This is a genomic window from Variovorax sp. 01N429, from assembly GCF_056399425.1.
The window spans coordinates 274,151-300,382 of record NZ_JBFTRG010000001.1 but is presented as its reverse complement, the minus strand read 5'-3'; the positions used below and the strand labels follow the sequence as shown (position 1 = coordinate 300,382).

Sequence of the window (26,232 nt, the reverse complement as noted above, 5' to 3'; positions counted from 1 at the left end):
TGCGATTCCTGCGAGATCGCGCCGCAGCGGAGGCGCGAGACAGGGAGACCGCCATGCTCGTGGACCGTGAGGCTGCCCGGGCGGCCATGGTCCAGCGCAACGTCTCCGTGCCCCCTGCCGATGCTCTCGATCTGTTCGACGACGCGCAGATCACTGACGCGCTAGGCCCTCTTGCCAATGCAAACGCGATGCTGTGGTCGCGCACAGGCGCCTCCGATGTGAAGGACCTTTGGTCTGCGGCACGATTTTGCATCGACCTGTGGCGCAGTCGTCCGGACCTTCGCGCGCAACTCCCCGCTGGCCTTGCTGGTGGCCCGCAAGGCGGCTTGGGCACATGGCTCCGGCAGTCGGGCATCGGAGAACTCGGCCTCGACGCAGGCTGTTGGCAGCATGTCAGCGCCGCATTGAATGCCGACCTTGCTGCGCGCGCGAGACAAAACTTCGTCACGAGCCGCATGCTGATGTCGGTGCTTCCGCACGGCCTCACGCCCGCTGGCCGGCGCGCGCTGTTTCGCTGGTTTGCAGGCTGCGGGCTCGTCGAAATGCGTCTGCGGCCCGAGGAAGTCTGGTGGCTGCTTCTGGAAGCAGAGCGCAATCCCTCACGCGAACTGATGCTGGCTCATGCGTTCACCCCGGCATGGCAGCAACAGCATCCCGACGGCTTGACCGTGTTCGGACGAGACGCCTTCGCCAACTGGTTCTCTTCCGCATACGGCGCTTTGGGGTCCTGGGTCGACCCGTCGAGTTGGCCCGAGTGGGAGGACGCGGCCGATCAAATTCGAGTGAGCTACTCCTGCCGAGAGGCATGGCGCGCGGCCCATCCGAATGCATTGCACGACGAGCGAAGCGCGCGGGCATTGCTTGCGTGGTTGTCCTCCGCTGAAAGCGGGCTTCCGATCGCTGTTTCTGAGTGGTGCCGCGGGGTCGACATCGAAGTCGCCGGCGCCGAACTCGCACGGCTTGGCGTTAACGTGATTGGCCACTTCTGCTATCCGTCAGGGCTTCGGGTATCGGCCGAGTCGATGGTCAAGGCCGTGGGCAAAGTGGGCGTGTCGGTGTCGCTCCGGGATGTTCACACTGATGCAAAAGATGACCCTCACCACGTCGATTTCCGCGGGATGGAATGCCACGACATCACGATCGTCCACACTCAGCCGGAGCCGTTCTTCGACACTGCCTACCAGCGGGCGAGTCTGTTTGAGCGCACACCGCGAACCTATCGCGTGGCTTATTGGTATTGGGAGTTCGATTCCATCCCCGACAGCTGGATCGCCCACGCGCGAAAGGTCGACGAAGTATGGGCCGCCACCGAATTCGTGGCCAAGGGGCTGCGCGAAAAGCTCTCCATTCCAGTTCGCACACTGTTTCCGGGGGTGAAGCTCGCCCCTTTCGAGCGGCGCGGCAAAAAGTACTTTGGCCTGGATGAAGCTCCATTCACATTCCTCTTCACCTTCCACATGATGAGCGTGATGGAGCGCAAGAACCCGCTGGGCCTGATTCGAGCCTTCAAGCAGGCGTTTCGCACGGAAGATGCGGTCCGACTCGTGCTGAAAACCTCTTTCGGCGATCGCCATCCAACCCAGCTTCAGGAGCTGCGCGACGCCGCAGCGGGCGCGAACATCACGGTGATCGACCAAGTGTTCAGCCCGGACGAAGTGCTGTCGCTGATGGATGCCTGCAATGCCTATGTCTCGCTGCATCGCAGCGAAGGTCTCGGCTTGACCATGGCCGAAGCGATGCTGATGGGCAAGCCCGTGATCGCGACCAACTTTTCGGGGAACGTGGACTTCATGGACGAAGGCAACAGTCTGCTCGTGCCGTACGAACTGGTGAAGCTCGGCAAGCCGATTCCGCCCTACGAAGCCGATCTGGAATGGGCGGAGCCATCGATCGAGCAAGCGGCGCAGCTCATGCGCCGTGTCTATGAGGATCAGGACTGGGCGCGCGAAGTGGGCGCCCGGGGCAAGGCAAGTGCGGAAGCCAATTTGTCGCTCGAGGCAGCAGGCCGAAGAATCGCGAGCCGCCTTGCGGAGATCAGGGCACAGAGCGACGCACCCCAGTGAGCTGACGGATCTATTGCTGGACGTCGACGATCCGCCCGTGCTCCATGTGGATCACTCGGTTGCATTCCTTGGCAATGAGGCTTGGCGAGTGGGAAGCCAGAACAAGAATGCCGGATTTTGCAACCACGTCCTTCATGCGCTTCTCGGCCTTCTCCGTGAACTCCGCGTCACCCACTGACAGCCATTCATCCATCAGCAGGATGTCGGCCTCGACGCTGGTGGAGATGGAGAAAGCCAAGCGCATCAGCATGCCGGTCGAATAGGTGCGAACCGGCATGTTGACATATTCGCCCAGCCCGCTGAACTCGCAGATCTCAGGGGTGAGCGCATCGATCTGCTTCTTGCTCATACCCATCACCAGGCCGCGAAGCATGATGTTCTCGACACCGGTCGCATCTACTTCGATGCCCAGTGAAGGGTCGATGAGGCTGGAGACCGTTCCTTGGCGGACGAAATCGCCCGACGAAGGCTCATAGACGCCCGCGAGCGTGCGCAGCAAGGTCGACTTGCCAGCGCCGTTGTGCCCGATGAGCCCCAGGCGGTCGCCGCTCTTCAGTTCAAGGTTGATGTTGCTCAGCGCCTGGACGACGTTGACGCCGGTCTCCTTGCCGAAGCGGCCGCCGGTGACGGATGCGGCAAGCGTCTTCTTGAAGGAAGCAGCGCCGGCGCCATAGATTGGGAAGTTGACCGAGACGTTCTTGAGGGAAATGAGGGCCATGTTCTTGTTCTTACAGCCAGTAGACGACCCGGCGGCGGTACTTTGCAAAGAGAAGGCTCGACACCACCAGGGTTGCGGCCGTCCAGGCCAGGATGCCCCACCAGTTGTGGTTTTCGGCCACCCCGCCCATGAGCGGAGTGCGCAAAAGATCGAGCATCTGCGCAAACGGATTCCACAAGATGTACTGGGCGCGGCCAGGCAAGCTCGATGGCAACCAGAAGACGGGCGTCAGGAACATCAACATCTGCATGACGCTGGTGACGATCTGGGTCACGTCGCGAAAGCGCGTGCAGACCAGACCGAGCGCAATGCCTATGCCCTGCGCATTGATGAGCAAAAGCAGGAACGCCGGTACGAAAAGCAGCGCCGACCATGACAGCGTGACGCCGGCCCAGATTGCGACGGGAACATACAGGACGATCTGGTGCGCGAACTGGATGATGTTGCGCGCCATGCTGCGCCAAACGAAAAGGCTGATCGGAAAATAGCCTTGCTTGAGGTAGTTGCCCGAGCTGATGAAAGCGTTGCACGAGTCCATCACCATGCTGGCAAAAAAACCCCAGAAGATGATCCCGAGCGCCAGGTGCGGAAAGAACTTCGAAAGCTCGGTCCCGAACAGGGAGCTGTACAGCGGCCCCATCCCGGCGATCATGGCGCCCATGCTCAGCGTGAGCCACAGCGGGCCCAGCATCGAGCGGCGATAGCGCAGGACGATGTCGAACCACGCAAGGGTCCACCAGATGTCGGTACGGCGGGTGCCTTCCCACCAATCGCCCCAAGCACTGCGATGCAAGTTCGAATGTGCCTGGCTCATACGCGCCCGTACGTGTCGGCCAGCCGAACGATGTCGTCTTCGCCGAGATAGGCGCCACACTGCACTTCGACCAGGATCAGTTCGTCTTCGCCGATGTTCGTCAAACGATGCTTCTCTTTCAGGGGGATATAGCGGTATTCGCCGGGCAATGTCTTGTATTCCTGTTCGCCGACCTGGACCATGGCCGTGCCGCGCACGACCACCCAGTGCTCCGCGCGCTGATGGTGGTACTGAAGCGATAGCGCCTCACCGGGTTTGACGGTGATGCGCTTGACCTTGTAGCCGTCTTCTTCCTTCAGCGAGGCGTAGGTGCCCCACGGGCGATGAACAACGGCCGGCAGGTGGACAGATTCGTGCGACCGGCCCTTCAGTGTATCGACGACGCGCTTGACGTCTTGCGCACTGTCCTTGTGACTGACCAGCAGTGCGTCGGGTGTGTCGACGATGACGAGGTCATGCACGCCGATCGTAGCGACCAGCTTCGGGCCGTGACTGTCGATCTGCACATGGGTGCCTGTGGTATTGATGGCGACCGCGTCTGGCGGCATGGTGTTGCCGCTTGCATCCGGCGTGTGGGCGTTGGCGACCGATGGCCAGGAGCCGACGTCGCTCCAGGCGAATTTTGCCGGCACGACGTGGACGTTGTCCGCGCATTCCATGACGGCGTAGTCAATGCTGATGTCCGGCTGCAATCCGAACGCATGCAGGTCGAACTGGATCGCCTTGCCGGTTGTCTTGGACGAGTCGAGCGCGCGCCGCGCCGCGACGAGCACCTCAGGGGCGCACTTTTCAAAAGCCGCGATGATGGCGTCAGCGGTAAAGCAGAACATGCCGCTGTTCCAGTAGTAGCGGCCGGTGGCCAGGTACTCCTGCGCGGTTTGCAGATCGGGTTTCTCGACGAAGCGCTTGGTGCGTTGGCTTTCGCGAGATGCGTGTTCCACCTCGATATATCCAAAGCCGGTATCCGGGCTCGTGGGACTGATGCCGAAGACGACGAGATTGCCTTGCGTCGCGAGCCGGATGGCCTGGCTTGCGCTGGCGACGAAAGCCTCCACGTCAGGCACGAGGTGATCGGCCGAAAGGACCAGCATGACGGTGTCGCCGCTGAACTGCCTGGTGCATTGGAGCGCTGCGAGCGCGATGGCGGGGGCAGTGTTCCGACCCTTGGGCTCGAGCAGCAAGGTGGTGTCCGGCGGATCGGCCATCTGATTCAGGACGTCGCTCGTCAGGAACTGATGGTCCTTGTTGGTGACGATCATCAGGTCGCCGGTTCCGCATGCCTGTCCGCGTTCCACCGCCTGCTGGAGCAAGGTCGAACCTCCCAGCTTGATGAAAGGCTTGGGGAAGGTCTGGCGCGATGCGGGCCAAAGTCGAGAGCCTGCGCCCCCAGAGAGCACGACGGATAGCAAGCGCATTTTTTTCCTGGAATCTGGACGGGCGATAATTTTACGGGCTGCCCCAGCCTCCCTGACCGTACGCTACGAATCGGCAGCGCCCCGTTTAACACAGAAGCGACAGACAAGCCGCAGATCTCGAGCAATGTTCACCAAGCCAACGCTGCCGACCACGCATGGGTCCGAAGCCCGTCGCACGCAAAGAGCGGGTCCGGACAGCGCCCAGTTGAATAGCCGGATTCGTGCCTTGCAGACGCAGGTGAGCGGACTCGAGGGTGAGATCCGCGCATTGCGCGAATCGACGAGCTGGCGGATGTCTGCACCGATACGGTGGCTCCGCCGACAGCTGAACGGCCGGAAGTCACTCCTTGATCCGGCGAGCATTCGGCGATCTGAAAGCTATGCGGAGTGGGCTCGGCTCTACGACTTGATGGCCGAAGGTGAGGCAGATCGATTCTGTGTGGAGATGGCTACCCGCGCCGAGCGGCCGGTGCTGTCGGTCGTCATGGTCGCTTCGTCCGACGGCCTGCCTCGGTTGGCCTCAACAGTGAATTCCATCCTGTTGCAGGCCTATCAGGACCGAGAGATGGTGATTGCCCTTGAGAGAGGCGATGTCCCCCGGGCTGAAGCGATTCTTCCAAGCAAGGCCTTGAAAGAAGGGCGCATCAAGCTGCACCCGTGCCGGCCGGGCTTTTCAAAGGCGGAGGCATTGAACAGCGCCTTGGGCACTACTTCCGGGGACTGGATTGTTCTTCTCGAGCCCGGCGACGTGCTGCCTCGGTACGCGCTATGCCACGTCGCCGCTGAGATCCACAGCCATGCTGACGCAAGGATCGTCTATTCAGATGAGGACACCTTGGATGACCAAGGCGGGCGCATCGAACCGTTGTTCAAGCCCGATTGGAACGTCGAGTTGTTCTACTCGCAGAATTTGGCTTCGCACCTGGCGGTTTTCTCGAAAGGCTTGCTCGGTGAAGTCGATGGCTTTCGTGAAGATGCCGGCGCAGCGGCTGTGTACGACCTCGTCCTCCGTAGCGCCGAGAGGTTGAGGCCGATGCAAATCCGCCATATACCCCGGGTCCTGTGCCACAGGCCGCAAGGCGACGATGGGGTGCTTTCTTCAGCAACTGCAGAGGCCGAGGCGAAGGCGCTCACCGATCATTTCCTTCGCATCGGAACCGCAGCGCGCGTGCTCGATACGGAGAATGGCCGCCGCGTCCACTTTGAGCTTCCGTTGGCCCCTCCACTGGTTTCGCTGATCATCCCCACGCGCAATGGGCTGGATCTGGTCCGCCAATGCATTGAAAGCATCGTCACTGAGACAACCTACCCGAACTACGAAATCCTGCTCGTGGACAACGGCTCGGATGATCCTGCGGCATTGGGGTACTTCGGCGAACTGCAAAAGCAGCCGGGTATCACGGTGATACGCGACGATCGCCCATTCAATTACTCGGCCTTGAACAACCAAGCGGTGCGCCGCGCACGCGGCGAAGTGATCGGGCTGATCAACAATGACATCGAGGTCATTGCTCCCGAATGGCTCAGCGAGATGGTTTCCATTGCGTTGCAGCCCGGCGTCGGTGCCGTGGGCGCCAAGCTGCTCTATCCGGACGAAACGGTGCAGCATGGCGGCGTGCTTCTGGGTGTCGGCGGTGCGACCGGCATCGCGTCTCACGCCCACAAGTTCTTGTCCGCATGGGACCCCGGCTACATGAACCGTTCGATCTCCTTGCAGTCCTTCTCGGCCGTGACGGCCGCCTGCCTCGTCGTTCGCAAATCGGCTTATGAGCAGGTCGGTGGCCTGAACGAGGCGGAGCTGAAGGTGGCCTACAACGACGTCGATTTCTGCCTGAAACTGCTCGAAGCCGGGTACCGCAACGTGTGGACGCCGCACGCGCAGCTGTTCCATCACGAGTCCGCAACACGCGGATCGGACTTCTCGCCCGAACGCCGCGAGCTTTTTGACCGGGAGCAGGCCTATATGAGATCGCGTTGGGGCGCGTTGATTGCCAATGACCCCGCCTACAACCCCAACCTGACGGTCTATGCCGAGGACTTTGGCCTCGCGTGGCCTCCACGGGTACCCTGGGTCGCAGGAGCGGCCAAGCCATGATCCTCACCGTTTCCGTCGCTCTCTGCACCTACAACGGCTCTCACTACATCGCCGAGCAAATCCGCAGCATTTGCACGCAGACTTTCCCGCCCATGGAAATTGTCCTGTCTGACGACGCGTCGACTGACGATTGCATCGCAATAGCGCAGGCCACGCTGGATGCCTGCCTCAAAGAGCGCCCGGGCCTGGACATCGGCCTGCGCATCCTCCGCAACGTCAAGTCCTTGCGCGTCACCAAGAACTTCGAGCAAGCCGTCAGCGCTTGCACCGGCGACCTCATCGCCCTGAGCGATCAGGACGACGTCTGGGTCCCTGATCGGCTCGCAAAAATGGTCGCCGAGTTCGAGAAGCGCCCCGATCTGCTCCTGCTGCACAGCGACGCGCGCCTGGTCGACGACGACCGAAACGATCTCGGCCAGTCGCTTTTCCACGCGCTCGAGGTCAAGCGCTTCGAACTCGAATGGCTGCATAGCGGCCGAGCTTTCGACGTCTTCCTGCGCCGCAACCTGGCAACCGGCGCGACAACGGTGTTTCGCCGCTCATTGCTCGCGCACGCCCTGACGTTCCCCAAGGAATGGCTTCACGATGAATGGCTGGCGATCGTCGCTTCTGCCGTCGGGCGCGTCGACGTGATGGAGGACCCCTTGATCGAGTACCGCCAGCACCAGAACAACCAGATCGGTGCGCGCCGGGACACTTTCATGGGCAAGGTCAAAAAGGCGCTGGCATCCCGCGGCGATACCCATGTGAACCGCGCGAAGAAGGCCGAATTGCTGCTCGACCGGCTGCTGTCGTTGGGCGATCTCGTCGCACCGGATACCATCCGCAAGCTGCGCGACAAGCTGGAGCACCAACGGTTCCGGGCAGCGCTTCCGCGGTCGCGGGTGGCGCGCTGTGTGCCTGTGCTCCGCGAAGCCTTGACCGGCCGCTATAACAAGTTCGGCCGCGGCGCGCGCGGTGTGGTGCGCGACCTGTTTGAATCCGTCTGAAGAACCATCCGGCCCTCGAATGCACGACACGCAAGCCTTCAACAACGCCGCCGAGCCTTCGGTGGTGGTCGTCATTCCGTTCTACAACGGAGCCGATTTCATCGAGCGGTCGGTCAGGAGCGTCTTCAACCAGACGGTGTCCGCCCATGAGGTGATCGTCGTCAATGACGGCTCGCGCCCTGAAGAACGCGAGGCACTCGGCGCCCTGAGTGCCCGCTATCCATTCCGGATCGTCGACAAGGAAAACGGCGGGCAAGGCTCCGCGCGCAATGCGGGCGTCGCTGCTTCGACGGCCGATTTCATCTGCTTCCTGGACCAGGACGATTTTTATCTTCCGAACCACATCGAGGTGCTGGCCCGGGCGATTCCGCACGATGACGCTCGTTTTGGCTTCGTCTATGCCGACCTTTATGAAGCGGACGTGGACGGCAACGTCGTCAGCACCGAACTGGTCAAGGAGCACTCCAAGACCAACCCGAAGACGAGCATCTTCGATCTGCTGCGCAACGATATGTTCGTGCTGCCCTCGGCCACGCTGGTGAGCCGTGCGGCCTTCGATGCGGTTGGCGGATTCGACTCCCAGTTCATGGGATTCGAGGATGACGACCTGTTCATGCGCATCTTCCGCAAGGGCTACAGCAACTATTTTCTGGATCGCGCGGTGACGGTCTGGTGCATTCACACCGAGAGCACGTCTTTCGGCATCCGGATGATTCGAAGCCGCTATCGCTTCTTCAAGAAGCTCGCGGCGACCTTTCCGGACGAGCCGAAGCGCGGGCGCTTCTACCTTCGCGACTACCTGATGCCGCGATTCGGCAAGCTTTTCGTGGACCATGCGATCCAGGCGATCAAGCTCGACAACGAGTACAGGGGCGAGATGTTCGCGCACCTGGACGACTATGTCCTGATGGTGACGACCAATCCGTATGTCGGCTGGCGCGCCAAGACCAAGCTGCGGATCACGCGGTTCCTCCTGGCGCACAGTTCGCCCGGGTTCGTGCGGGCGGTGGGCGCCGCGACCAAGTTTCCCCTGATCCGCGGCTTTCGGCGGCTCTACCGCGCCGAGAGCTGACCGCTTCGCAGTGCTTGGCGAAATCGCCAGAACGCGGGCGAACTCCACACCTTGAGCAGGCTGGTGATGTGCCAATAGAGGTGCTTTGCATCCGTGCGGCTCGCGCGTCGGGCGTCGTGCCGAGCCAGCAGATCTTCGGCGACCTGCAGCGTCCAGCCCGCAAGTTGCGTGCGGGCGCAGATGTCGAAGTCTTCGCCGTACATGAAGAAGCGCTCGTCGAAGCCGCCGATGGTGCGGAAAGCCTCGCTCCGAAACAGCATGAAAAGCCCGGGAATCCAGTGCGGCACGGCAGGGCGGATATAGCCCGGCCGCTTGCGTGCGACGATTTCGTGCGGCGTGATGATGGCCCGATGCTGTTCAGGCGCCGGCTTGCCGGGCTCGAGGATGCGTGGTGTCAGCAGTCCACTGCGGGGGCTCGCCTGGGCGAGCAGCGGGGCCAGCACGTCGGCGTCGAAGCGAATGTCCGGATTCAGCACCAGAAACCAAGGCGTCGCGCAGTGCGCAAAGGCGCTGTTGTGATTCGCGCCGAAGCCCCTCGGTGCCGCGTTCTCGATGCGCTCGATCTCGAAGCCCCACGTCGCGCCCGCCAGCAGGTCGGCTTCGGGGATGTTGATCGTCAGCACGACCTTGGCGACCATGCCGCTGCTGAAGCGGTCGAGCTCCTCGATCAACGGGCGAACGAGCGCCAGTTGGCCGTGGCTCACGATCGAGACGGTGACGGGTTTGGGCTGTCCGGATGAGGGCGTGGGCATGGTCTAATTTCGCCCGGGGATTCTAGGGTTCCCGCTCCACACCCATGATTGCACTGATCGTCATCAGCTTCCTCATCTCCGCCATCGGCGTTCAGATCTTCATGCGCCGCGCGCGCCGCCATGCGAGGCGCTACGCGGCCGACATGCCGCAGCGTTTTCACAGGGGCCATGTGCCGCGACTGGGCGGTGCGGGCATCCTCCTCGGGATGGGCATTGCGTGGTTGGTCGCCGGCATCAGTTCCGATCCATTCAATGTGTCCTGGCCACTCAAGACCTCCGGCTTGACGCTGCTTTGCCTCGCTCCGGCTGCCCTCGGCGGCATCGTGGAGGATGTGACGCAGAGAGTCTCGGTGCGCTATCGGCTCGGTCTCACCATCGGCTCGGCGCTTCTGGTGTGCTGGGTGCTGCACCTGGGGGTGGCCCGCACCGGTTTCCCAATGATCGATGGCTGGCTGCAGGCCGCGCCGTTCGCGGCGATGGTGTTCGCGGCGCTTGCCATCGGCGGTCTTCCGCACGCCTTCAACATCATCGACGGGTACAACGGCTTGGCCGGTACGGTCGCGGTGCTGGTCTGCCTCGCGATTTCGCACGTGGCCCTTCAGGTCGGTGACCGGCAACTCGCAGCGATGGTGATGTGCCTGGTCGGCGCCACGCTCGGCTTTCTCATCTGGAACTACCCGCGCGGCAAGATCTTCGCCGGCGACGGCGGTGCCTATGTCTGGGGCATGGTGATTGCCGTGGCCGCGGTGACGCTGGTTCAGCGCCACCGGGTCGTCTCGCCGTGGTTCCCGATGTTGCTGCTGATCTATCCGGTGTGGGAGACGGTCTTTTCCATCTACCGGAAGGTCGCTCGCGGCCAGTCGCCGGGCATGGCGGACGCGCTTCACTTTCACCAGCTGATCTTCCGGCGCATCGTGCGCGTAGCCTTTGCCGACGACGAAGCGCGGCAACTGCTGGCGCGTAACAACAGGACGTCGCCGTATCTCTGGATCTTCGCGGCGCTGACGGTGGTGCCTGCCGTGCTGTTCTGGAACAACACTCCGGTGCTGATCGCGTTCTGTGCGTTGTTCGTCGCGACTTACGTGGCCGCCTATCTCATGATCGTGAGATTCAAGGTGCCTCGCTGGCTGCGACCGTGAGCCACAATTGTCCCAACCCGTCTTTTTGATCGTCCAAACATGCCCGATCCAATCGTCAATATTCCGCCCCGCGACAAGGCAGAGATCCTGGCCCAGGCGCTGCCCTACATCCGCAAGTTCCACGGCAAGACCATCGTCATCAAGTACGGCGGCAACGCCATGACGGACCCCGAGCTTCAGGCCGACTTTGCAGAGGATGTGGTGCTGCTCAAGCTGGTCGGCATGAACCCGGTGGTAGTGCATGGCGGTGGTCCGCAGATCGAGGCGGCGCTCAACCGGCTCGGCAAGAAGGGGCACTTCATCCAGGGCATGCGGGTGACGGACTCCGAAACCATGGAAGTTGTCGAGTGGGTGCTGGCCGGCGAAGTGCAGCAGGACATCGTCGGGCTCATCAACCAGGCCGGCGGCAAGGCGGTGGGGCTGACGGGGCGTGACGGCGGGCTCATTCGCGCGCAGAAGCTCAAGATGGCCGACCGGAACGATCCCAGCCTCGAGCATGACGTGGGGCAGGTCGGCGACATCGTCTCGATCGACCCGAGCGTGGTCAAGGCGTTGCAGGACGATGCCTTCATCCCGGTCGTGAGCCCCATCGGGTTCGGAGAGCAAAACGAAAGCTACAACATCAATGCCGACGTTGTCGCCGGCAAGCTGGCGACCGTGCTCAAGGCCGAAAAGCTGATGATGCTCACCAACACCCCTGGCGTTCTGGACAAGAGCGGCAATTTGCTGACCAACCTGAGCGCGCGCGAGATCGATGAGCTCTTTGCGGATGGCACGATTTCGGGCGGCATGCTGCCGAAGATCGAAGGTGCACTCGATGCCGCCAAGAGCGGCGTGAACGCGGTGCACATCATCGATGGCCGCGTTCCCCATGCAATGCTGCTTGAAATCCTGACTGAGCAGGCTTTCGGGACGATGATCAGGGCGAGGTAGCTGAGCTCGCCCCCAAGCTGCGCGCACTTCGTGTCGCTTCGCCAACCCCCTACCGGGGGCAACACCGGCGGCCTGGCGAAGCCAGTTCCGCGGTGTTTCTGGAAGGGGCGGTGGGTGAGCGAGTGTTTTAGGCTTCGTAGCCGCGGGGGTTGGCTTGTTGCCAGCGCCAGCTGTCGGCGCACATCTGGTCCAGGTTGCGCTGGGCGCGCCAGCCTAGGGTCGACTCCGCCAGCGAAGGATCGCCCCAGTAGGYGGGGACGTCGCCGGGCCGTCTTGGGCCGATCTCGTAGGGGATGCGGCGGCCGCTGGCGCGTTCGAATGCGTTGACGACCTGGAGGACTGAGGCGCCTTGGCCGGTGCCGAGGTTGAGCTTGAGCAATCCTGGTTTTTGCTCGGCGTGGCGCAATGCCGCGACGTGGCCTTCGGCCAGGTCCATGACGTGCACGTAGTCGCGGACGCCGGTGCCGTCGGGGGTGGGGTAGTCGCCGCCGTGGATGGCGAGTTTGTCGCGCAGGCCGACGGCGACCTGGGAGACGAAGGGCATCAGGTTGTTCGGCTTGCCTTGGGGATGTTCGCCGATGAGGCCGCTGTCGTGCGCGCCGACGGGATTGAAATAGCGCAGGAGCGCGACGCTCCAGGTGGGTCGGGCGTACTGCAGGTCCGAAAGCGCTTCTTCGACCATGAGCTTGGAGCGTCCGTAGGGGTTGGCCGGGCGCAGAGGCGCGTCTTCCGGGATCGGGGAACTGTCGGGGTCGCCGTACACCGTGGCGGAGGACGAGAAGATCAGGGTGCGCACGTCCGCAGCCTGCATGGCCGACGCCAGCACGAAGGAGCCGTGGACGTTGTTGTCGTAATAGGTGATCGGATCGGCGACCGAATCGCCGACCGCCTTGAGCCCCGCAAAATGAATCACGCCGCTGATCGCGTGCTCGCGGAAGACGCGGTCGAGTAGTTGCCGTTCGCGCACGTCGCCTTCGATGAAGCGCGGCGCAGTGCCGATGATTCGCTTCAGCCGCTCCAGAACCCGGGCATCGCTGTTGCCGAGATTGTCCAGAATCACGGGGGTGTAGCCGGCCGCGGCGAGCGCTACGCAGGTATGGCTTCCGATGAAGCCGGCACCGCCGGTGACAAGAATGGATGGGCTCATGGCTTTGCTTCGGACGGTGAAATTACCTGTAGATTCTGCGCGACAAGAGGGACTTGCCCTGTAGGCACGCACTCACTGCCCTGTGCGAGAATCATTTTTTTACATTTTGCACGCGCCCATGCAGAACGATGAGTCAAGCGCCCTTGGCGCCCCCAGCAGTTCAGAACCGGTGCCCGTAGCGCCGCGCAAGCGGCCAAAGCCGGGTGAACGGCGTGTGCAGATTCTTCAGGCGCTCGCCGCCATGCTCGAACAGCCCGGCGCCGAACGTGTGACCACGGCTGGACTGGCTGCGAGGCTTGAAGTCAGCGAGGCCGCGCTTTACCGCCACTTCGCGAGCAAGGCGCAAATGTTCGAGGGTCTGATCGACTTCATCGAGCAGAGCGTTTTCACGCTCATCAATCAGATCGTCGAACGCGATGCGGCAGGCCGCGAACAGGCGACGCGCATCATCGCGATGCTCGTTCAGTTTGCCGAGAAGAATCCGGGAATGACTCGCGTGATGGTCGGCGACGCGCTCGTCTTCGAGAACGAGCGCCTGCAAAGTCGCATGAACCAGTTCTTCGACAAGATCGAGGCGACGCTGCGTCAATCGCTGCGTGACGCGGCCTCCGAAGACGGCGCCGCCACTCCCACGGTCGATGCACAAGTGCGGGCTTCGGCGCTCACCGCGTTCGTGGTGGGGCGGCTCCAGCGCTTTGCGCGCTCGGGCTTCAGGCGGCCACCGTCAGAGCACCTGGACGCCGCTGTCGCCCTGATGCTCTGAAGGCGGCCTCTGGTGAGCGCGTCAGATCATCGACTTCGCTTGATTGAGGACGAAATCGCAAGCCCGCTTCGTCAGTTCGGCCTTGAGCCCGCCGCCGGTCAAATCGACTTTCTTGCCGTCGCTGCTGGTCAAGATCCCTTGTGAGCCGTTCACGAATCCCTCGTCGGACGCAGGCTTGCCGCCCGGGATCTTGCTCATCAGTTGATCCTTCAGCGACGAGGCGCCGTCCCCGCTCAGATAGTTGTTCTTCAGGCAGTACTGCAGCACACCGGCGGCGTTGCCCACGCTTCCCGAAGTCAGCGACGAAGCGCCTGACGAGCCTCCGGCGAGGCCTTTGAGCATGTCCAGACCTTGTGCGTGCGCGCCGCCGAGGGCGCCGAGCAGGACCAGCGCGAAACCGTGCCGTGCGAATTGATGCATCTACCACTCCTTGAGAACTTGAAAAAACCCGACGACCATAGCGCAAGCCCGCAGCGTGGCGCCGGCGACATTGAAACAGTTCGTCGTCAGAATGCGACGTGAAACGAGCCCGCTTTCAACCATGAAGACTCCGGCCATTACATCGCTGCCGACCGCAAGACGCCTGATGTATTGGCTTGCCTTGGTGGCAGTGCTGACATTGCTGATTTGGGCCGTGGTGCGCTACGTGAGTCCGACGCCGCCTCGGACCCTCGTGATGAGCACCGGCGTTATCGACGGCGCCTATCACCGATTCGGCCTGCGCTACCAGGAGATATTGAAGGCCAACGGCATCACGCTCCAACTGCGCACTTCGAGCGGCGGCGTCGAGAACCTTCAACGCCTGAACGAGGGCTCGGTGTCGGTCGCGTTCGCCCAGGGTGGGACGGGCGTTCTCGCCGTCGACCCAGACACTTCACCCGACGCGACGCCGCTGCGTTCACTGGCCACGGTGGCTTTCGAGCCGGTGTGGATCTTCACGCACAGCCTCGATGTGTCGAAGGGGCTGGGGGCGCTCGCTGGCAAGCGCATTGCAGTGGGTGTTCCGGGCAGCGGCAACTACAAGGTCGCCAGCCAGCTGTTGTCGGTCTACGGGGTGGCTGTTGCCGATGGGCAGCAGAGCGCCGCCGATGGCACCACGTTTGTCAGTGCCGGAGGCATGACGGCAGCGGACCTGCTCACCAGCCGGCAGGTGGATGCCGCCATCATCATCGCCGCGCCCGAGGCCCCGGCTGTGCAGGCGCTTCTCGCGAACAGCGCGGTGCGGCTGGCTTCGCTCGATCATGTCGAAGGCTTGGCGCGGCGTTTTCCGTACTTCCAGCCGGTGAGCCTGAAGCGCGGATCGGTGGACCCCAAGCGCGACATGCCGTCGCGCGACATCAATCTGCTCGCCACGACCGCGAACCTCGTCGCGCGCGATGAACTGCATCCGGCGCTGGTCTATCTCCTGCTCGAAGCGGCCCGGCAGGTGCACAGGCAGCCGAGCCTCATCAATCGGCCGGAGGATTTTCCGAGTTTGCGTGCCGCGGACTTTCCGCTGTCGACCGATGCGGAGCGCTACTTCAAGAATGGCCGCCCGTTCCTGCAGAACTACCTGCCGTTCTGGGCTGCCAATTACGTGCAGCGGCTGCTTCTGTTGCTCGTGCCGCTGGCCGCCATCCTGATTCCGCTGGCGCGGGTGTTGCCCGAGCTGATCGCCTGGCGGCGCCAGAGCCGGCTGTATCGGCGCTACGGAGAACTGAAATTCCTGGAACAGGATCTGGCGTCGCGCAAGCTCGACGCGGGCGAGCGCGCCGAAGCCCTGGCCCGGCTCGATCACATCGAGGAAGAAATCATCGAAACCAAGTTCCCGCTGGATTTCACCGACCGCGTCTACACGTTGCGCCAGCACGTGGACTACGTGCGCGCGCAATTGCAGCGCCAGATCGAAAGCGGCGAGTCCGGGCACAAGCCAGCGCGTTGATTGGCGGGCTGCGCATCAGCCATCAAACGAAAAAAAGCCGGACCCGACATGCGGGTCCGGCTCTTTCGACCTGATCGCGGTGGATTACAGGGCGGCTTGGCGCGTGAACGAAACCCTGGGCTTGCTGTAAGCGGCAGGCACTTGGTCGCGATAGAACGCACGGCGGTCAAGGCTTTGCAGCGGGTTGTGGGCTGCCGCAACGGCTGCCTCGCGAACGGTGCTGCGGTCGGTCGTCGAAGCAATGCTCTGCACGCCGGCTTGGGCGCTGTCGCTGTACGGGTTGCCGCTGCGTGCGGCCGTCACTGCGCCCGGAGCCACTTCGGCGCGGGTGTTTCCGTTGGTCAGGGCATGGACGCCGTCATAGGTTTCGGCTTGTGCGCCCACGGCTGCGAGCAAGGTCAGGGCAGCGGCGGCGACGATTTTCGAGGTCTTCATTTCACAGTTCCTTCAATTCGATGGATGATTTCGAACCGGTCGCGGGGTGTGTCGGTATCCGTTGCCGGAAGCGACAGCGCTCTGTGCCTGTTCACTCAGATCAGCTTGTTTGCCGGTCCGTGAGACGAAGTTTGCGCTAGAAGACTAAGTAAAAACCCTCGAAAAAGGAAGCGCGGTGTCACTCGTTTGGAAACAATCGAAGCGCGCTCCCTGGCCCGTCAGTCGATTTCGACACCGACCTGTTTGCCTGCTTGGACGATTTCGCGCCAGGTCGCGTCGTCGAGCCAGATGCCTTCTTGCTCGCGCGCTGCGCGCGCCTTGCGCTCAGGTTCGCCCGCGATCTGCACGGCATCGAAGCCGGCGCCCGGCGGGCTCTGACGCAGCCAATCGATGAAGGCGCGTGCTTCCTGCTCGAAGGTGGCTTGCGTGCCCAGCTTCGCAGGGTCGATCAACACCGCGAGCATGCCGTTGAGAACGGTCTTGGCGGTGTCGGCCGGGCGGTGCCAAGTGCCGCCGCCCGTCAGTGCGCCGCCGAGCAGTTCGCAAGCCACTGCCATGCCATAACCCTTGTGTTCGCCGAAAGTCATGAGCGCCCCGAAGAGGCCATTGCTTTGGGGCACAACCACGACACCGGGATCATTGGTGGGTGCCCCATGCTCGTCGATCAGGTGTCCGGGAGCCACACGCTCGCCCTTGTTGTAGGCGACCCGCATTTTTCCTTGGGCCACGCGGCTGGTGGCGAAGTCGAGGATGAACGGCTGCGCGCCCGCGAGCGGCACGCCGATGCAGCACGGGTTGGTGCCGAAGCGCCCATCCCCGCCGCCCCACGGCGCCACCACAGGGCGCGAAAGCACGTTCACGAAGTGCATGGCCACCAGCCCCTGCGCCGTCGCCATTTCGGCGAAGTGCCCGATGCGCCCCAGGTGATGCGAATGCGCGAGAGAGACGATGCAGCTACCGTGCTGCTTCGCGCGCGCGATGCCGAGTTCCATGGCTTGCACGCCGACGATCTGCCCGTAGCCGTGTTGGCCGTCGAGCGAGAGCATCGCGCCTGCGTCGAGATTGATCTTGACGGATGCATTTGGCTTGAGCCCGCCTTCGGCGACCGCGCCGACATAGCGCGGCACCATCCCCACGCCATGCGAATCGTGTCCGCTCAGATTGGCGAGGACGAGATTGCCTGCGACCTGTTCGGCCTCGGCCGGACTGCTGCCCGCGGCCTGGATGATGGCTGCGACTTGCTTTCGAAGTGTGGATGCGTGAAGTGTTCTGGACATTGTTTTTCTCAGTCACATGACCGCGCCGACTTGCCACGGCACGAATTCGTTCTGGCCGTAGCCGTGCTTTTCGCTCTTTGAATGCTCGCCCGAGGCGGTTGCCAACACGAGGTCGAAGATGCGCTGGCCCATTTCCTGGATGGACACCGTGCCTTCGACAATCTCGCCGCAGTTGATGTCCATGTCTTCCTCTTGCCGCTGCCAAAGCGCTGAGTTGGTCGCCAGCTTGAGCGAAGGCGAGGGCGCGCAGCCATAGGCGGAGCCGCGCCCGGTGGTGAAGCAGATCATGTTTGCGCCGCCGGCCACTTGCCCTGTCGCGCTGACCGGGTCGTAACCCGGCGTGTCCATGTAGACGAAGCCATGCGCACGCACGGGCTCTGCGTATTCATAGACCGCTTCGAGATTGCTGGTGCCACCCTTTGCCACTGCGCCGAGCGATTTTTCGAGAATGGTCGTGAGCCCGCCGGCCTTGTTGCCCGGAGAGGGGTTGTTGTTCATCTCGCCTTCGTTGATGGCGGTGTAGTGCTCCCACCAGCGGATGCGCTCGACGAGCTTTTCACCGACTTCGCGGCGCACCGCGCGGCGCGTCAGCAGATGCTCGGCGCCGTACACCTCGGGCGTTTCCGAAAGGATCGCCGTGCCGCCATGGGCGACCAGCAGGTCCACCGCCGCGCCGAGCGCCGGATTGGCGCTGATGCCCGAATAGCCATCCGAGCCGCCGCATTGGAGCCCGATCGTGATGTGCGCAGCGCTGCAGGGTTCGCGCTTCACGGCATTCGCGCGCGGCAGCATCGCGTTGATGAGTGCCACGCCTTTCTCGACCGTCTTGCGCGTGCCGCCCGTGTCCTGGATGTTGAAGACGCGGAAGTTCTCGCCTTCGCTGAGATTGCCGGTGGCGAGCCACGCGTTGATCTGGTTCGCCTCGCAGCCGAGGCCGACCACCAGAACCGCGGCGAAGTTGGCATGCGTTGCGTAGCCGGTCAGCGTGCGCTCCAGGATTTGCATGCCCATGCCGCCGGTGTCCATGCCACAGCCCGTGCCGTGCGTGAGCGCGACCACGCCGTCGATGTTCCGATAGTCCGCGAGCGCCGCCGGGTTCGTCTTGCGCGAGAAGTGATCGGCGATCGCCCGGGCAGCCGTTGCCGAGCAGTTCACGCTGGTCAGCACGCCGATGTAGTTGCGGGTTGCCACGCGGCCATCTGCGCGGCGAATGCCCATGAAGGTGGCTTCGCGCGGCGCGGGCGAGGGCTTCACATCTGCGCCGAAGGCATAGTCGCGCTCGAAATGCCCCTTGTCCGGACCCATGTCGAGGTTGTGCGTGTGTACGTGTTCACCGGGCGCGATCGGCTTGCTCGCGAAGCCGATGATCTGGTTGTAGCGGCGCACGGGTTCGCCCTGCGCGATGGCACGCACGGCAACCTTGTGTCCGGGCGGAATCAGCCCGCGGGCGGTGACGCCTTCGACCGGCGTGCCGCCGACCAGTTGGCCGCGTGCGATCACCACGTCGTCAGCGGGATGGAGTCGAATAAATGGGTTCATCGTCGGGTCCTAGGAAGCCTGTGCGCGGCGCCAGCTCGCGCTGAATCTCTGGTGCGATTTGTCCATGTGCGCATGCATCGCCTTGCGCGCGCCTTCCGCGTCGCGCTCGGCAATGGCGTCGCGGATGGCTTCATGCTCGGCGATGGCGCAGCGCCATGATTTCACGGTCTCAAAATACCCGCCGAGCCGCGTGAAGATGGGCCCATTGCGCGAATCCCAGAAGGTCTGCACGGTTTCTGACAACACCGCATTGCCGCAGGCATCCACGATGGCGAGATGAAAAGCCCGGTCCCCTTCGAGCGGCATCACGTTGCGGTCGGCATGCTCGCGCATCTGTTCGATCGCGCGTGTCATCGCGGCCACGTCTTTGCGTTTGCCCAGTGTGGCGGCGAGGGCGGCCGTTTCGCCTTCAACCACGCGCCGAGCGCGGATCAGTTCGAGCGGCCCCCATTCGGTCGCTTCGACCGGTGCAGCCGCCCGCTTCGAGCGATCGAGCACGTACACGCCGGAGCCTGTCCTGACCTCGACCCAGCCTTCGACTTCCAGCGCGATCAGCGCCTCGCGCACCGACGGCCGGCTCACGCCAAGGGCGCGAGACAAGTCGCGCTCGGCGGGCAGTCGATCGCCGGTGGCAAATTCGCCTGTCGCGATCAGGTCGCGGAGTTGGTCGGCGATCTGGCGATAGAGACGGCGCGGTTCGAGGGTCTGTAGCGGCACGAATCAGGCGGCGCGCTGGCGCCGGGCTTAAGGGTTGTCCTGAATTGGACAAGTGGTCAGGCCAATTCAGAATACGATTGGCACCGCGCAGCGGCCATCGGGCGAAACCCTCGACGCGACGATTGCAAGCGGCGCAAAGCCATCCCATCAGATTCAAAACGAGGGGCATCGCATGAGACTCCAGGGCAAGACCGTGCTCGTGACGGCAGCCGGACAAGGCATCGGCTACGCCAGCGCACTCGCTCTCGCGGCTGAGGGCGCGCAAGTCTGGGCAACGGACATCAACGAGAAACTGCTCGAACGCTACGCAGGCGTCGCCAACATCCAGGCGTCGAAGCTCGATGTGCTCGACAAGGCCGCCATCGCCGCATTCGTGAAGGCGCTGCCTGCGCTCGACGTGCTCTTCAACTGCGCCGGCGTCGTGCACAACGGCACGGCGTTGCAGGCAACCGAAGACGATCTCGACTTTGCCTTTCATCTCAACGTGCGTGCGCAGTTTCGGCTGATCCAGGCCGTGCTGCCGGGCATGCTCGCGAAGGGCCGCGGCAGCATCATCAACATGGCGAGCGTTTGCTCCAGCATCAAGGGGCTGCCCAACCGCTGCGTGTATGGCACGACCAAGGCGGCCGTTCTCGGCCTGACCAAGAGCGTGGCGGCCGACTACGTGGCGCAGGGAATTCGCTGCAACGCGGTGTGCCCTGGCACAGTCGACACGCCGTCCCTGGGCGACCGTATCAACGCCAATCCCGATCCGGTGGAAGCGCGCAAGGCTTTCGTCGCGCGCCAGCCCATGGGCCGGCTGGCCCAGCCCGAAGAGATCGCGCCGCTGATCGTGTTCCTTGCCAGCGATGAATCGCAGTTCGTCACCGGGCAGGCCTACGCGGCCGATGGCGGCATCACGATATGAATCAACTCGACTTCGCCGGCCGGCATGCAGTCGTGACCGGCGGGGCCACCGGACTCGGCTACGGCATAGCGCAACGTTTGCTGGCTTCCGGCGGCAGCGTGACCATCTGGGATCGCGACGGCGAGGCCGCCACCAAGGCTGCATGGGCGCTTGGAGCCAAGGCCTTCGCGCTCACGGTCGACGTGACGCAGCAGCCTTCGGTGGCAAAGGCAGTCGCGGCGACGCTTGCGCAGGCGCGCCGCATCGATGCGCTCATCAACAGCGCCGGCATCACCGGACCGAACACCAAGCTCTGGGACTATCCCGTCGATGCGTGGCGGCAAGTGGTGGACGTGAACCTCAACGGTCCTTTCATCTGCTGCCGTGAAGTCGTGGCGCAGATGCGGACACAGGGCTATGGCCGCATCGTCAACATCGCCTCAGTCGCCGGCAAGGAAGGCAACCCCAATGCCAGCGCCTACAGCGCGAGCAAGGCAGGCCTGATTGCACTGACCAAATCGCTCGGCAAGGAACTCGCCGACACCGGTATTCGCGTCAACTGCGTGACGCCGGCAGCGGTGAAGACCGCAATCTTCGACCAGATGACGCCGGAGCACATCGCGTTCATGTTGTCGAAGATCCCGATGGGCCGCTTCGGCAAGGTCGAGGAAATCGCGGCGATGGTCGCGTGGCTTTGCACCGAGGATTGTTCATTTTCCACGGGCGCGGTGTTCGACCTCTCGGGTGGCCGTTCGACCTATTGATGCATGCAACTGAAAGGACTGACTGATGAAACTCGTTCGCTATGGCAATCCGGGCAAGGAAAAGCCGGGCCTCATCGATGAAGACGGCAAACTGCGCGATCTCAGCGGCTTGGTCAAGGACATCGGCCCGGAGCAGTTGGGCGACGCCGCCATCGCCAAGCTGCGCCGGGCGAAGGTCGACAAGCTGCCGCTGGTCAGGGGCAAGCCACGCTTGGGTTGTCCGGTTGCGAACGTCGGCAAGTTCATCGCGATCGGTCTCAACTATGCCGACCATGCGGCCGAATCGGGCCTCCCGATTCCGGCTGAGCCGGTGGTCTTCATGAAGGCCATCAGCTGCATCCAGGGTCCTGACGATGCCGTCATGCTGCCCAAGAACTCCGTCAAGAGCGACTGGGAAGTCGAACTGGGCGTGGTGATCGGCGCACGCGCACGCTATGTGTCGCAAAAGGACGCGCTGAATTTCGTGGCCGGCTACTGCACCATCAACGATGTCAGCGAGCGCGAATACCAGATCGAGCGCGGCGGCACCTGGGACAAGGGCAAGGGCTGCGACACCTTCGGCCCGATCGGTCCGTGGTTGGTGACGCGCGACGATGTTCCGAACCCGCAGAAGCTTGGCATGTGGCTCGACCTTAACGGCAAGCGCATGCAGACCGGAAGCACAAAGACGATGATCTTCAGCGTCGCCAAGATCGTGAGCTATCTCAGCCAGTTCATGACCCTGATGCCCGGCGACGTGATCACGACCGGCACGCCGCCGGGCGTCGGCCTCGGCATGAAGCCGCCGCTCTTCCTGAAGAAGGGCGACGTCATGACGCTGGGGATCGAGGGTCTCGGAGAGCAACGGCAGGAAGTCGTCCCCTTCAAGCTCTGAACGTCTGAACGCGCTACGTATGGCGATGGCCTACTGATAAATCAGAAAGGTCGCGCTCCTGTCGAGAACAGGTCGCTGGTTCTATCGACGAGACTTGAAATTCCGCTCCAACCGCGTCTGTCGCGCTTGCGGGATTCCAAGTCTCTTCGGTCAGGATCAGCGCTCAAATGTTCTATTCCCATCGGCTCGCATTGGCGGGCCTCATCGCATTCAGCTCGGCAATGGCGCTGAGCGGGTGTGGTTCGCTGCTGAGCGAAAGCGCTTCGGCCGGAGCCGGTATTGCCGGCGGCGCAATCGCCGGTGCGCTCACGGACAACGCTGGCGTCGCAGCTGGCATTGGCATCGGCGTACAGGCGATCGCGCGCTCCGGCGTTCAGTACGGACAGCGAAAGATCCACGCAGAGGCGCAGCACCAGATTGCGCAGATCGCCGGGCCGCTCAAGATCGGCCAGGTCAAGCCTTGGAAGACGAAGCTTTCGCTTCCGCTCGAACCCGAAGAAGCCGGCCGCGTCACGGTCAGCCGTGTCATCAGTACCGGCGAGCTCGACTGCAAGGAGATCGTCGTTTCGGTAGAGCAGAGCGGCAGGAACGCGCTGCCGGCCAGTGAGTTCTATGTGGCGTCCATCTGCCGCAACGGCAGCCGCTGGGCCTGGGCATCAGCCGAGCCCGCGACAGAGCGCTGGGGATCGTTGCAGTGACCATCGATGTCCTTGCGCGTGGGGGATTGAAGCTGGCCGCCGTGATGGCGTGTCTTGCGGCTTTGAGTGCCTGCAAATCTGTCGGCGGCATTGCCGGCGCGGTCACAGGCGTGGCGTCCGGCGCTGCGGCTTCGAATCCGGCTGTGGGCGTGGCCGTCGGTATTGGCGTGCAGGCGGGCGTGAATGAATCCATCAACAGGTTCATGCGCCACTTGAGCCAGGAAGAGCAGGCGCAGATCGCGTCCGTGGTCGGCCAGATGGAAATCGGAGAGCGCCGCCCTTGGGAGATTCGGCACTCCGTGCCTTACGGCAATGCGCAAGGCGAGGTCACCGTCGCCCGAGCTTTCAAGACACCTCTGGCTGCTTGCAAGGAGGCGGTGTTTTCGGTCGACGACGCGGACGCGAAGAGCGCCGGAATCCCGCAGCCCCGCTTCGTGACCTTTGCTTGCCAAGGCGCGAATGGCTGGAAATGGGCAACTGCCGAGCCGGCGGTTTCGCGTTGGGGAACGCTGCAATAGGCCAAGCAGCAGGATGGAATGGGGCAGGATGAGAAAAAGACCCGCGACTGTTGCGGGTCTTTGCACTTTCGGAGGACAGAAAAGTCCTGCAAAATAGAACGATCGTTCGTTTTATTTTGCAAGCCACGCAATGCCCGTGTCCTCCGCTTCCGCCAAGTCCGCCCGTGCGCCCCAGAAGGGACAGCAGACCAAGGCCGTCATCATCGATGCGGCGTTGAATCTCGCCGCCCAGATCGGCCTCGAAGGGCTTTCGATCGGCGCTCTTGCCGAAGTGACGCAGATGAGCAAGTCGGGCGTTTTCGCCCACTTCGGCTCGCGCGAGGAACTCCAGATTTCTGTCGTCCGCGAATATCACTCGCGCTTTGAACAGGAAGTTTTCTACCCAGCACTGCATGCCCCGCGCGGACTGCCGCGCCTGCGCGCGCTCTTTGCCAACTGGATGAAGCGCACGTCTGCCGAGATCGACTCGGGCTGCATCTACATCAGCGGCGCGGTCGAATTCGACGATCGGCCCGGACCGGTGCGCGACGCTCTCGCTGATTCGGTCAACACGTGGCTTGGCGCGATGTACCGAGCGGTCGTGCAGGCCAAGTCCGAAGGCCACCTGCGCGAGGACGCTGACGAGAAGCAGATCGCATTCGAGATCCACGCACTGATCCTGGCGCTGCACTACGAAGCGCGCTTTCTGCGCTCTCCCGATTCGCTCGCGCGAGCCAACGTCGGTTTCGACAACATCCTGGCACGCTGCGCATCGTCCGACGCTCCGACTGCCGCCGCGAACGCCCGCCCGGCGCGGCGTCGCTTGAAGACGGTTCCCTGAGCCGCAAGCTCGGCATCGTTCTTTCAGTTCCTGTTTCTCTCAATTCCTTCTTTCAATCCTTCTTTCAAATCCGGAGATCTCTACATGCCCGCCTACACCCCACCTCTTCGCGACATGCAATTCGTCATGCACGAGGTGCTGAAAGTCACCGAGGAATTCAAGGCGATGCCCAAGCATGCGGAAGTCGATGCGGACACCATCAACGCAGTGCTCGAAGAAGGCGGCAAATTTGCGTCCGAAGTGACCTTCCCGCTCAACATCAGCGGCGACGAAGAGGGTTGTGTGCTCGACAAGACCACGCACGAAGTGAGGACGCCCAAGGGATTCAAGGACGCCTACGCGAAGTACGTCGAAGGCGGCTGGGCGGCACTGTCCTGCGATCCGGCCTACGGCGGCCAGGGCCTGCCTTTCGTGGTGAACCAGTGCATCTACGAAATGCTCAATTCGGCCAACCAGGCGTGGACGATGTACCCCGGCCTGTCGCACGGCGCTTACGAAGCCCTCGTGGCGCACGGCACTGAATCGCAGAAAAAGACCTACCTGCCCAAGCTCACGACCGGCGAATGGACCGGCACCATGTGCCTGACCGAACCGCATTGCGGCACCGACCTCGGCATGCTGCGCACCAAGGCCGAGCCGCAGGCCGATGGCACCTACAAGCTGACCGGCAACAAGATTTTCATCTCGGCCGGCGAACACGACATGGCCGAGAACATCATCCACCTCGTGCTTGCCCGCCTGCCGGACGCGCCCAAGGGCAGCAAGGGCATCAGCCTTTTCGTGGTGCCGAAGTTCAACGTGAACGCCGACGGCTCGCTCGGCAGCCGCAACGGTATCTACTGCGGCGGCCTCGAACACAAGATGGGCATCCACGGCAATGCGACGGCGCAGATGGTGCTCGAAGCCGCCAGCGGCACGCTCGTCGGCGAACCCAACAAAGGGTTGGCCGCGATGTTCGTGATGATGAACGCAGCGCGCCTGGGTGTGGGTAACCAGTCGCTCGGCCTGACCGAAGTGGCTTTCCAGAACGCGCTGGCTTATGCCAAGGACCGCATCCAGATGCGCTCGCTCTCGGGCGTCAAGGCCAAGGACAAGGAAGCCGATCCGATCATCGTGCATCCGGACGTGCGCAAGATGCTGATGACTGCCAAGGCCTATGCCGAAGGCGGCCGCGCGCTGGCCATCTACTGCACGTTGCTGCTCGACAAGGAGCACAACCATCCAGACGAGAAGGTGCGCAAGGACTCGGGAGAAATCGTCGCGTTGCTCACCCCCATCGTGAAGGCCTTCATCACCGACAACGGGCACATCTCCACCAACGCCTGCATGCAGGTCTTCGGCGGCCACGGCTTCATCAAGGAATGGGGCATGGAGCAGTTCGTGCGCGACAACCGCATCAACATGATCTATGAAGGCACCAACACCATCCAGTCGCTCGACTTGCTCGGCCGCAAGGTGCTGGGCAACAACGGCGCGACCTTGAAGAAGTTTGGCAAGCTCGTGGGCAAGCTGGTGGAAGAAGAGGGCGTCAACGAAAAGATGAGCGAGTTCATCACGCCGGTGGCGGTGCTAGGTGAGCAGCTCACCAAGTTCACGACCGAGATCGGCTTCAAGGGCTTCCAGAACCCGGACGAAGTTGGCGCGGCGGCTGTCGACTACCTGCGCGTTGCCGGTCACTTCGTCTTCGGCTACCTCTTCGCGCTGATGGCGCGCACGGCGCTGCGCGAGATCGCCGCCGGCAACACCGACCCGTTCTACCAGGCCAAGCTGCAGACGGCGCGCTTCTACTTCGCCAAGCTCTTCCCCGAGACAGCGTCCCTGATGCGTACCGCGCGCGCCGGCGCCGCATCGCTCATGAACACGGACGCCGCACTGGCTTGAAC

General features: G+C 63.0%; 25 protein-coding genes. 15 read left to right on the top strand and 10 right to left on the bottom strand.

Annotation, left to right across the window (positions count from 1 at the left end; genetic code table 11):
* Nucleotides 1-53: 53 nt before the first annotated feature.
* Nucleotides 54-2,063, top strand: coding sequence for a glycosyltransferase family 4 protein (locus AC1DSF_RS01475; protein WP_478182213.1), 2,010 nt, complete (start codon nt 54-56; stop codon nt 2,061-2,063).
* A gap of 10 nt (nt 2,064-2,073) precedes the next feature.
* On the opposite strand, the gene AC1DSF_RS01470 is transcribed toward AC1DSF_RS01475, so the two are convergent.
* The 3 genes from AC1DSF_RS01470 to AC1DSF_RS01460 are packed head-to-tail and all read right to left on the bottom strand — an operon-like array spanning nt 2,074 to nt 5,010.
* Complete coding sequence (locus AC1DSF_RS01470) at nt 2,074-2,781, bottom strand: ABC transporter ATP-binding protein (RefSeq protein ID WP_478124938.1); 708 nt, start codon at nt 2,779-2,781, stop codon at nt 2,074-2,076.
* A gap of 10 nt (nt 2,782-2,791) precedes the next feature.
* Nucleotides 2,792-3,574 (bottom strand): ABC transporter permease, encoded by a 783-nt coding sequence (locus AC1DSF_RS01465; RefSeq protein WP_478124937.1) that lies wholly within the window; start codon nt 3,572-3,574, stop codon nt 2,792-2,794.
* A gap of 17 nt (nt 3,575-3,591) precedes the next feature.
* Complete coding sequence (locus AC1DSF_RS01460; RefSeq protein ID WP_478124936.1) at nt 3,592-5,010, bottom strand: mannose-1-phosphate guanylyltransferase/mannose-6-phosphate isomerase; 1,419 nt, start codon at nt 5,008-5,010, stop codon at nt 3,592-3,594.
* Here AC1DSF_RS01460 and AC1DSF_RS01455 point away from each other — a divergent pair.
* The 3 genes from AC1DSF_RS01455 to AC1DSF_RS01445 are packed head-to-tail and all read left to right on the top strand — an operon-like array spanning nt 4,925 to nt 9,166.
* Nucleotides 4,925-7,105 carry a glycosyltransferase family 2 protein gene (locus AC1DSF_RS01455; RefSeq protein WP_478125279.1) on the top strand — a complete coding sequence of 727 codons (2,181 nt, stop codon included), beginning with the start codon at nt 4,925-4,927 and terminating at the stop codon, nt 7,103-7,105. The genes AC1DSF_RS01460 and AC1DSF_RS01455 overlap by 86 nt on opposite strands.
* Nucleotides 7,102-8,094 (top strand): glycosyltransferase family 2 protein, encoded by a 993-nt coding sequence (locus AC1DSF_RS01450; RefSeq protein ID WP_478124935.1) that lies wholly within the window; start codon nt 7,102-7,104, stop codon nt 8,092-8,094. Before AC1DSF_RS01455 ends, AC1DSF_RS01450 begins: the two co-directional genes overlap by 4 nt.
* 19 nt (nt 8,095-8,113) lie before the next feature.
* Complete coding sequence (locus AC1DSF_RS01445; RefSeq protein ID WP_478124934.1) at nt 8,114-9,166, top strand: glycosyltransferase family 2 protein; 1,053 nt, start codon at nt 8,114-8,116, stop codon at nt 9,164-9,166.
* Here the strand turns inward: AC1DSF_RS01445 and AC1DSF_RS01440 are convergent.
* The gene (locus AC1DSF_RS01440; protein ID WP_478124933.1) at nt 9,148-9,918 is read right to left on the bottom strand and encodes a glycosyltransferase family 2 protein; all 771 of its coding nucleotides are present in this window, start codon (nt 9,916-9,918) and stop codon (nt 9,148-9,150) included. The two genes, AC1DSF_RS01445 and AC1DSF_RS01440, sit on opposite strands and share 19 nt — an antisense overlap.
* Before the next feature lie 44 nt (nt 9,919-9,962).
* Here AC1DSF_RS01440 and AC1DSF_RS01435 point away from each other — a divergent pair, with 44 nt between their 5' ends.
* Together AC1DSF_RS01435 and argB are read left to right on the top strand one after the other, a co-directional pair.
* Nucleotides 9,963-11,057, top strand: a complete 1,095-nt coding sequence (locus AC1DSF_RS01435; RefSeq protein WP_478124932.1) for an MraY family glycosyltransferase — start codon at nt 9,963-9,965, stop codon at nt 11,055-11,057.
* A gap of 39 nt (nt 11,058-11,096) precedes the next feature.
* Complete coding sequence (gene argB, locus AC1DSF_RS01430; RefSeq protein ID WP_478124931.1) at nt 11,097-11,990, top strand: acetylglutamate kinase; 894 nt, start codon at nt 11,097-11,099, stop codon at nt 11,988-11,990.
* 127 nt (nt 11,991-12,117) lie between these two features.
* Here the strand turns inward: argB and galE are convergent, their stop codons facing one another.
* Nucleotides 12,118-13,137: a UDP-glucose 4-epimerase GalE gene (galE, locus tag AC1DSF_RS01425; protein WP_478182212.1), complete on the bottom strand. Its 1,020-nt coding sequence runs from the start codon at nt 13,135-13,137 to the stop codon at nt 12,118-12,120.
* Between the two features lie 118 nt (nt 13,138-13,255).
* On the opposite strand from galE, the gene slmA reads away from it, so the two are divergent.
* On the top strand, nt 13,256-13,900 hold the full coding sequence (gene slmA, locus AC1DSF_RS01420) for a nucleoid occlusion factor SlmA (protein WP_478124929.1): 645 nt from the start codon (nt 13,256-13,258) through the stop codon (nt 13,898-13,900).
* Between the two features lie 21 nt (nt 13,901-13,921).
* Here the strand turns inward: slmA and AC1DSF_RS01415 are convergent, their stop codons facing one another.
* Nucleotides 13,922-14,320, bottom strand: coding sequence for a YjjA family protein (locus AC1DSF_RS01415; RefSeq protein ID WP_478124928.1), 399 nt, complete (start codon nt 14,318-14,320; stop codon nt 13,922-13,924).
* 121 nt (nt 14,321-14,441) lie between these two features.
* Here AC1DSF_RS01415 and AC1DSF_RS01410 point away from each other — a divergent pair, with 121 nt between their 5' ends.
* Nucleotides 14,442-15,821, top strand: coding sequence for a TAXI family TRAP transporter solute-binding subunit (locus AC1DSF_RS01410; RefSeq protein ID WP_478124927.1), 1,380 nt, complete (start codon nt 14,442-14,444; stop codon nt 15,819-15,821).
* Nucleotides 15,822-15,905: 84 nt separating this feature from the next.
* Here the strand turns inward: AC1DSF_RS01410 and AC1DSF_RS01405 are convergent, their stop codons facing one another.
* From AC1DSF_RS01405 to AC1DSF_RS01390, 4 genes are all read right to left on the bottom strand, one after another.
* Nucleotides 15,906-16,256, bottom strand: coding sequence for an alpha/beta hydrolase (locus tag AC1DSF_RS01405; protein ID WP_478124926.1), 351 nt, complete (start codon nt 16,254-16,256; stop codon nt 15,906-15,908).
* Nucleotides 16,257-16,474: 218 nt separating this feature from the next.
* Nucleotides 16,475-17,533: a malate/lactate/ureidoglycolate dehydrogenase gene (locus AC1DSF_RS01400; RefSeq protein WP_478124925.1), complete on the bottom strand. Its 1,059-nt coding sequence runs from the start codon at nt 17,531-17,533 to the stop codon at nt 16,475-16,477.
* Nucleotides 17,534-17,545: 12 nt separating this feature from the next.
* On the bottom strand, nt 17,546-19,072 hold the full coding sequence (locus AC1DSF_RS01395) for a UxaA family hydrolase (RefSeq protein WP_478124924.1): 1,527 nt from the start codon (nt 19,070-19,072) through the stop codon (nt 17,546-17,548).
* A gap of 9 nt (nt 19,073-19,081) precedes the next feature.
* The gene (locus tag AC1DSF_RS01390; RefSeq protein ID WP_478124923.1) at nt 19,082-19,789 is read right to left on the bottom strand and encodes a FadR/GntR family transcriptional regulator; all 708 of its coding nucleotides are present in this window, start codon (nt 19,787-19,789) and stop codon (nt 19,082-19,084) included.
* A 172-nt stretch (nt 19,790-19,961) separates the two neighbouring features.
* Here AC1DSF_RS01390 and AC1DSF_RS01385 point away from each other — a divergent pair, with 172 nt between their 5' ends.
* The 7 genes from AC1DSF_RS01385 (at nt 19,962) to AC1DSF_RS01355 (ending at nt 26,230) form a co-directional block, all read left to right on the top strand.
* The gene (locus AC1DSF_RS01385; RefSeq protein WP_478124922.1) at nt 19,962-20,696 is read left to right on the top strand and encodes an SDR family oxidoreductase; all 735 of its coding nucleotides are present in this window, start codon (nt 19,962-19,964) and stop codon (nt 20,694-20,696) included.
* Nucleotides 20,693-21,439 carry an SDR family NAD(P)-dependent oxidoreductase gene (locus AC1DSF_RS01380; RefSeq protein WP_478124921.1) on the top strand — a complete coding sequence of 249 codons (747 nt, stop codon included), beginning with the start codon at nt 20,693-20,695 and terminating at the stop codon, nt 21,437-21,439. The genes AC1DSF_RS01385 and AC1DSF_RS01380 overlap by 4 nt, the downstream gene beginning before the upstream one ends.
* A 25-nt stretch (nt 21,440-21,464) precedes the next feature.
* Nucleotides 21,465-22,313: a fumarylacetoacetate hydrolase family protein gene (locus tag AC1DSF_RS01375; protein ID WP_478124920.1), complete on the top strand. Its 849-nt coding sequence runs from the start codon at nt 21,465-21,467 to the stop codon at nt 22,311-22,313.
* 167 nt (nt 22,314-22,480) lie between these two features.
* Entirely contained in the window at nt 22,481-23,011 is a 531-nt protein-coding gene (locus AC1DSF_RS01370) for a hypothetical protein (RefSeq protein ID WP_478124919.1), read from the top strand.
* Nucleotides 23,008-23,529, top strand: a complete 522-nt coding sequence (locus AC1DSF_RS01365; protein ID WP_478124918.1) for a hypothetical protein — start codon at nt 23,008-23,010, stop codon at nt 23,527-23,529. The genes AC1DSF_RS01370 and AC1DSF_RS01365 overlap by 4 nt, the downstream gene beginning before the upstream one ends.
* Nucleotides 23,530-23,659: 130 nt before the next feature.
* Nucleotides 23,660-24,349, top strand: coding sequence for a TetR/AcrR family transcriptional regulator (locus tag AC1DSF_RS01360; RefSeq protein WP_478124917.1), 690 nt, complete (start codon nt 23,660-23,662; stop codon nt 24,347-24,349).
* Nucleotides 24,350-24,433: 84 nt separating this feature from the next.
* Nucleotides 24,434-26,230, top strand: coding sequence for an acyl-CoA dehydrogenase C-terminal domain-containing protein (locus AC1DSF_RS01355; protein WP_478124916.1), 1,797 nt, complete (start codon nt 24,434-24,436; stop codon nt 26,228-26,230).
* The last annotated feature ends 2 nt before the right edge of the window (nt 26,231-26,232 follow it).

Bases quoted from the DNA above. Each gene is read 5' to 3' on its own strand.
- AC1DSF_RS01475 (WP_478182213.1), top strand. From the start codon at position 54: ATGCTCGTGGACCGTGAGGCTGCCCGGGCGGCCATGGTCCAGCGCAAC.
- AC1DSF_RS01470 (WP_478124938.1), bottom strand. From the start codon at position 2,781: ATGGCCCTCATTTCCCTCAAGAACGTCTCGGTCAACTTCCCAATCTAT.
- AC1DSF_RS01455 (WP_478125279.1), top strand. From the start codon at position 4,925: ATGAAAGGCTTGGGGAAGGTCTGGCGCGATGCGGGCCAAAGTCGAGAG.
- AC1DSF_RS01460 (WP_478124936.1), bottom strand. From the start codon at position 5,010: ATGCGCTTGCTATCCGTCGTGCTCTCTGGGGGCGCAGGCTCTCGACTT.
- AC1DSF_RS01450 (WP_478124935.1), top strand. From the start codon at position 7,102: ATGATCCTCACCGTTTCCGTCGCTCTCTGCACCTACAACGGCTCTCAC.
- AC1DSF_RS01445 (WP_478124934.1), top strand. From the start codon at position 8,114: ATGCACGACACGCAAGCCTTCAACAACGCCGCCGAGCCTTCGGTGGTG.
- AC1DSF_RS01440 (WP_478124933.1), bottom strand. From the start codon at position 9,918: ATGCCCACGCCCTCATCCGGACAGCCCAAACCCGTCACCGTCTCGATC.
- AC1DSF_RS01435 (WP_478124932.1), top strand. From the start codon at position 9,963: ATGATTGCACTGATCGTCATCAGCTTCCTCATCTCCGCCATCGGCGTT.
- argB (WP_478124931.1), top strand. From the start codon at position 11,097: ATGCCCGATCCAATCGTCAATATTCCGCCCCGCGACAAGGCAGAGATC.
- slmA (WP_478124929.1), top strand. From the start codon at position 13,256: ATGCAGAACGATGAGTCAAGCGCCCTTGGCGCCCCCAGCAGTTCAGAA.
- AC1DSF_RS01415 (WP_478124928.1), bottom strand. From the start codon at position 14,320: ATGCATCAATTCGCACGGCACGGTTTCGCGCTGGTCCTGCTCGGCGCC.
- AC1DSF_RS01410 (WP_478124927.1), top strand. From the start codon at position 14,442: ATGAAGACTCCGGCCATTACATCGCTGCCGACCGCAAGACGCCTGATG.
- AC1DSF_RS01405 (WP_478124926.1), bottom strand. From the start codon at position 16,256: ATGAAGACCTCGAAAATCGTCGCCGCCGCTGCCCTGACCTTGCTCGCA.
- AC1DSF_RS01400 (WP_478124925.1), bottom strand. From the start codon at position 17,533: ATGTCCAGAACACTTCACGCATCCACACTTCGAAAGCAAGTCGCAGCC.
- AC1DSF_RS01395 (WP_478124924.1), bottom strand. From the start codon at position 19,072: ATGAACCCATTTATTCGACTCCATCCCGCTGACGACGTGGTGATCGCA.
- AC1DSF_RS01385 (WP_478124922.1), top strand. From the start codon at position 19,962: ATGAGACTCCAGGGCAAGACCGTGCTCGTGACGGCAGCCGGACAAGGC.
- AC1DSF_RS01380 (WP_478124921.1), top strand. From the start codon at position 20,693: ATGAATCAACTCGACTTCGCCGGCCGGCATGCAGTCGTGACCGGCGGG.
- AC1DSF_RS01375 (WP_478124920.1), top strand. From the start codon at position 21,465: ATGAAACTCGTTCGCTATGGCAATCCGGGCAAGGAAAAGCCGGGCCTC.
- AC1DSF_RS01370 (WP_478124919.1), top strand. From the start codon at position 22,481: ATGTTCTATTCCCATCGGCTCGCATTGGCGGGCCTCATCGCATTCAGC.
- AC1DSF_RS01360 (WP_478124917.1), top strand. From the start codon at position 23,660: ATGCCCGTGTCCTCCGCTTCCGCCAAGTCCGCCCGTGCGCCCCAGAAG.
- AC1DSF_RS01355 (WP_478124916.1), top strand. From the start codon at position 24,434: ATGCCCGCCTACACCCCACCTCTTCGCGACATGCAATTCGTCATGCAC.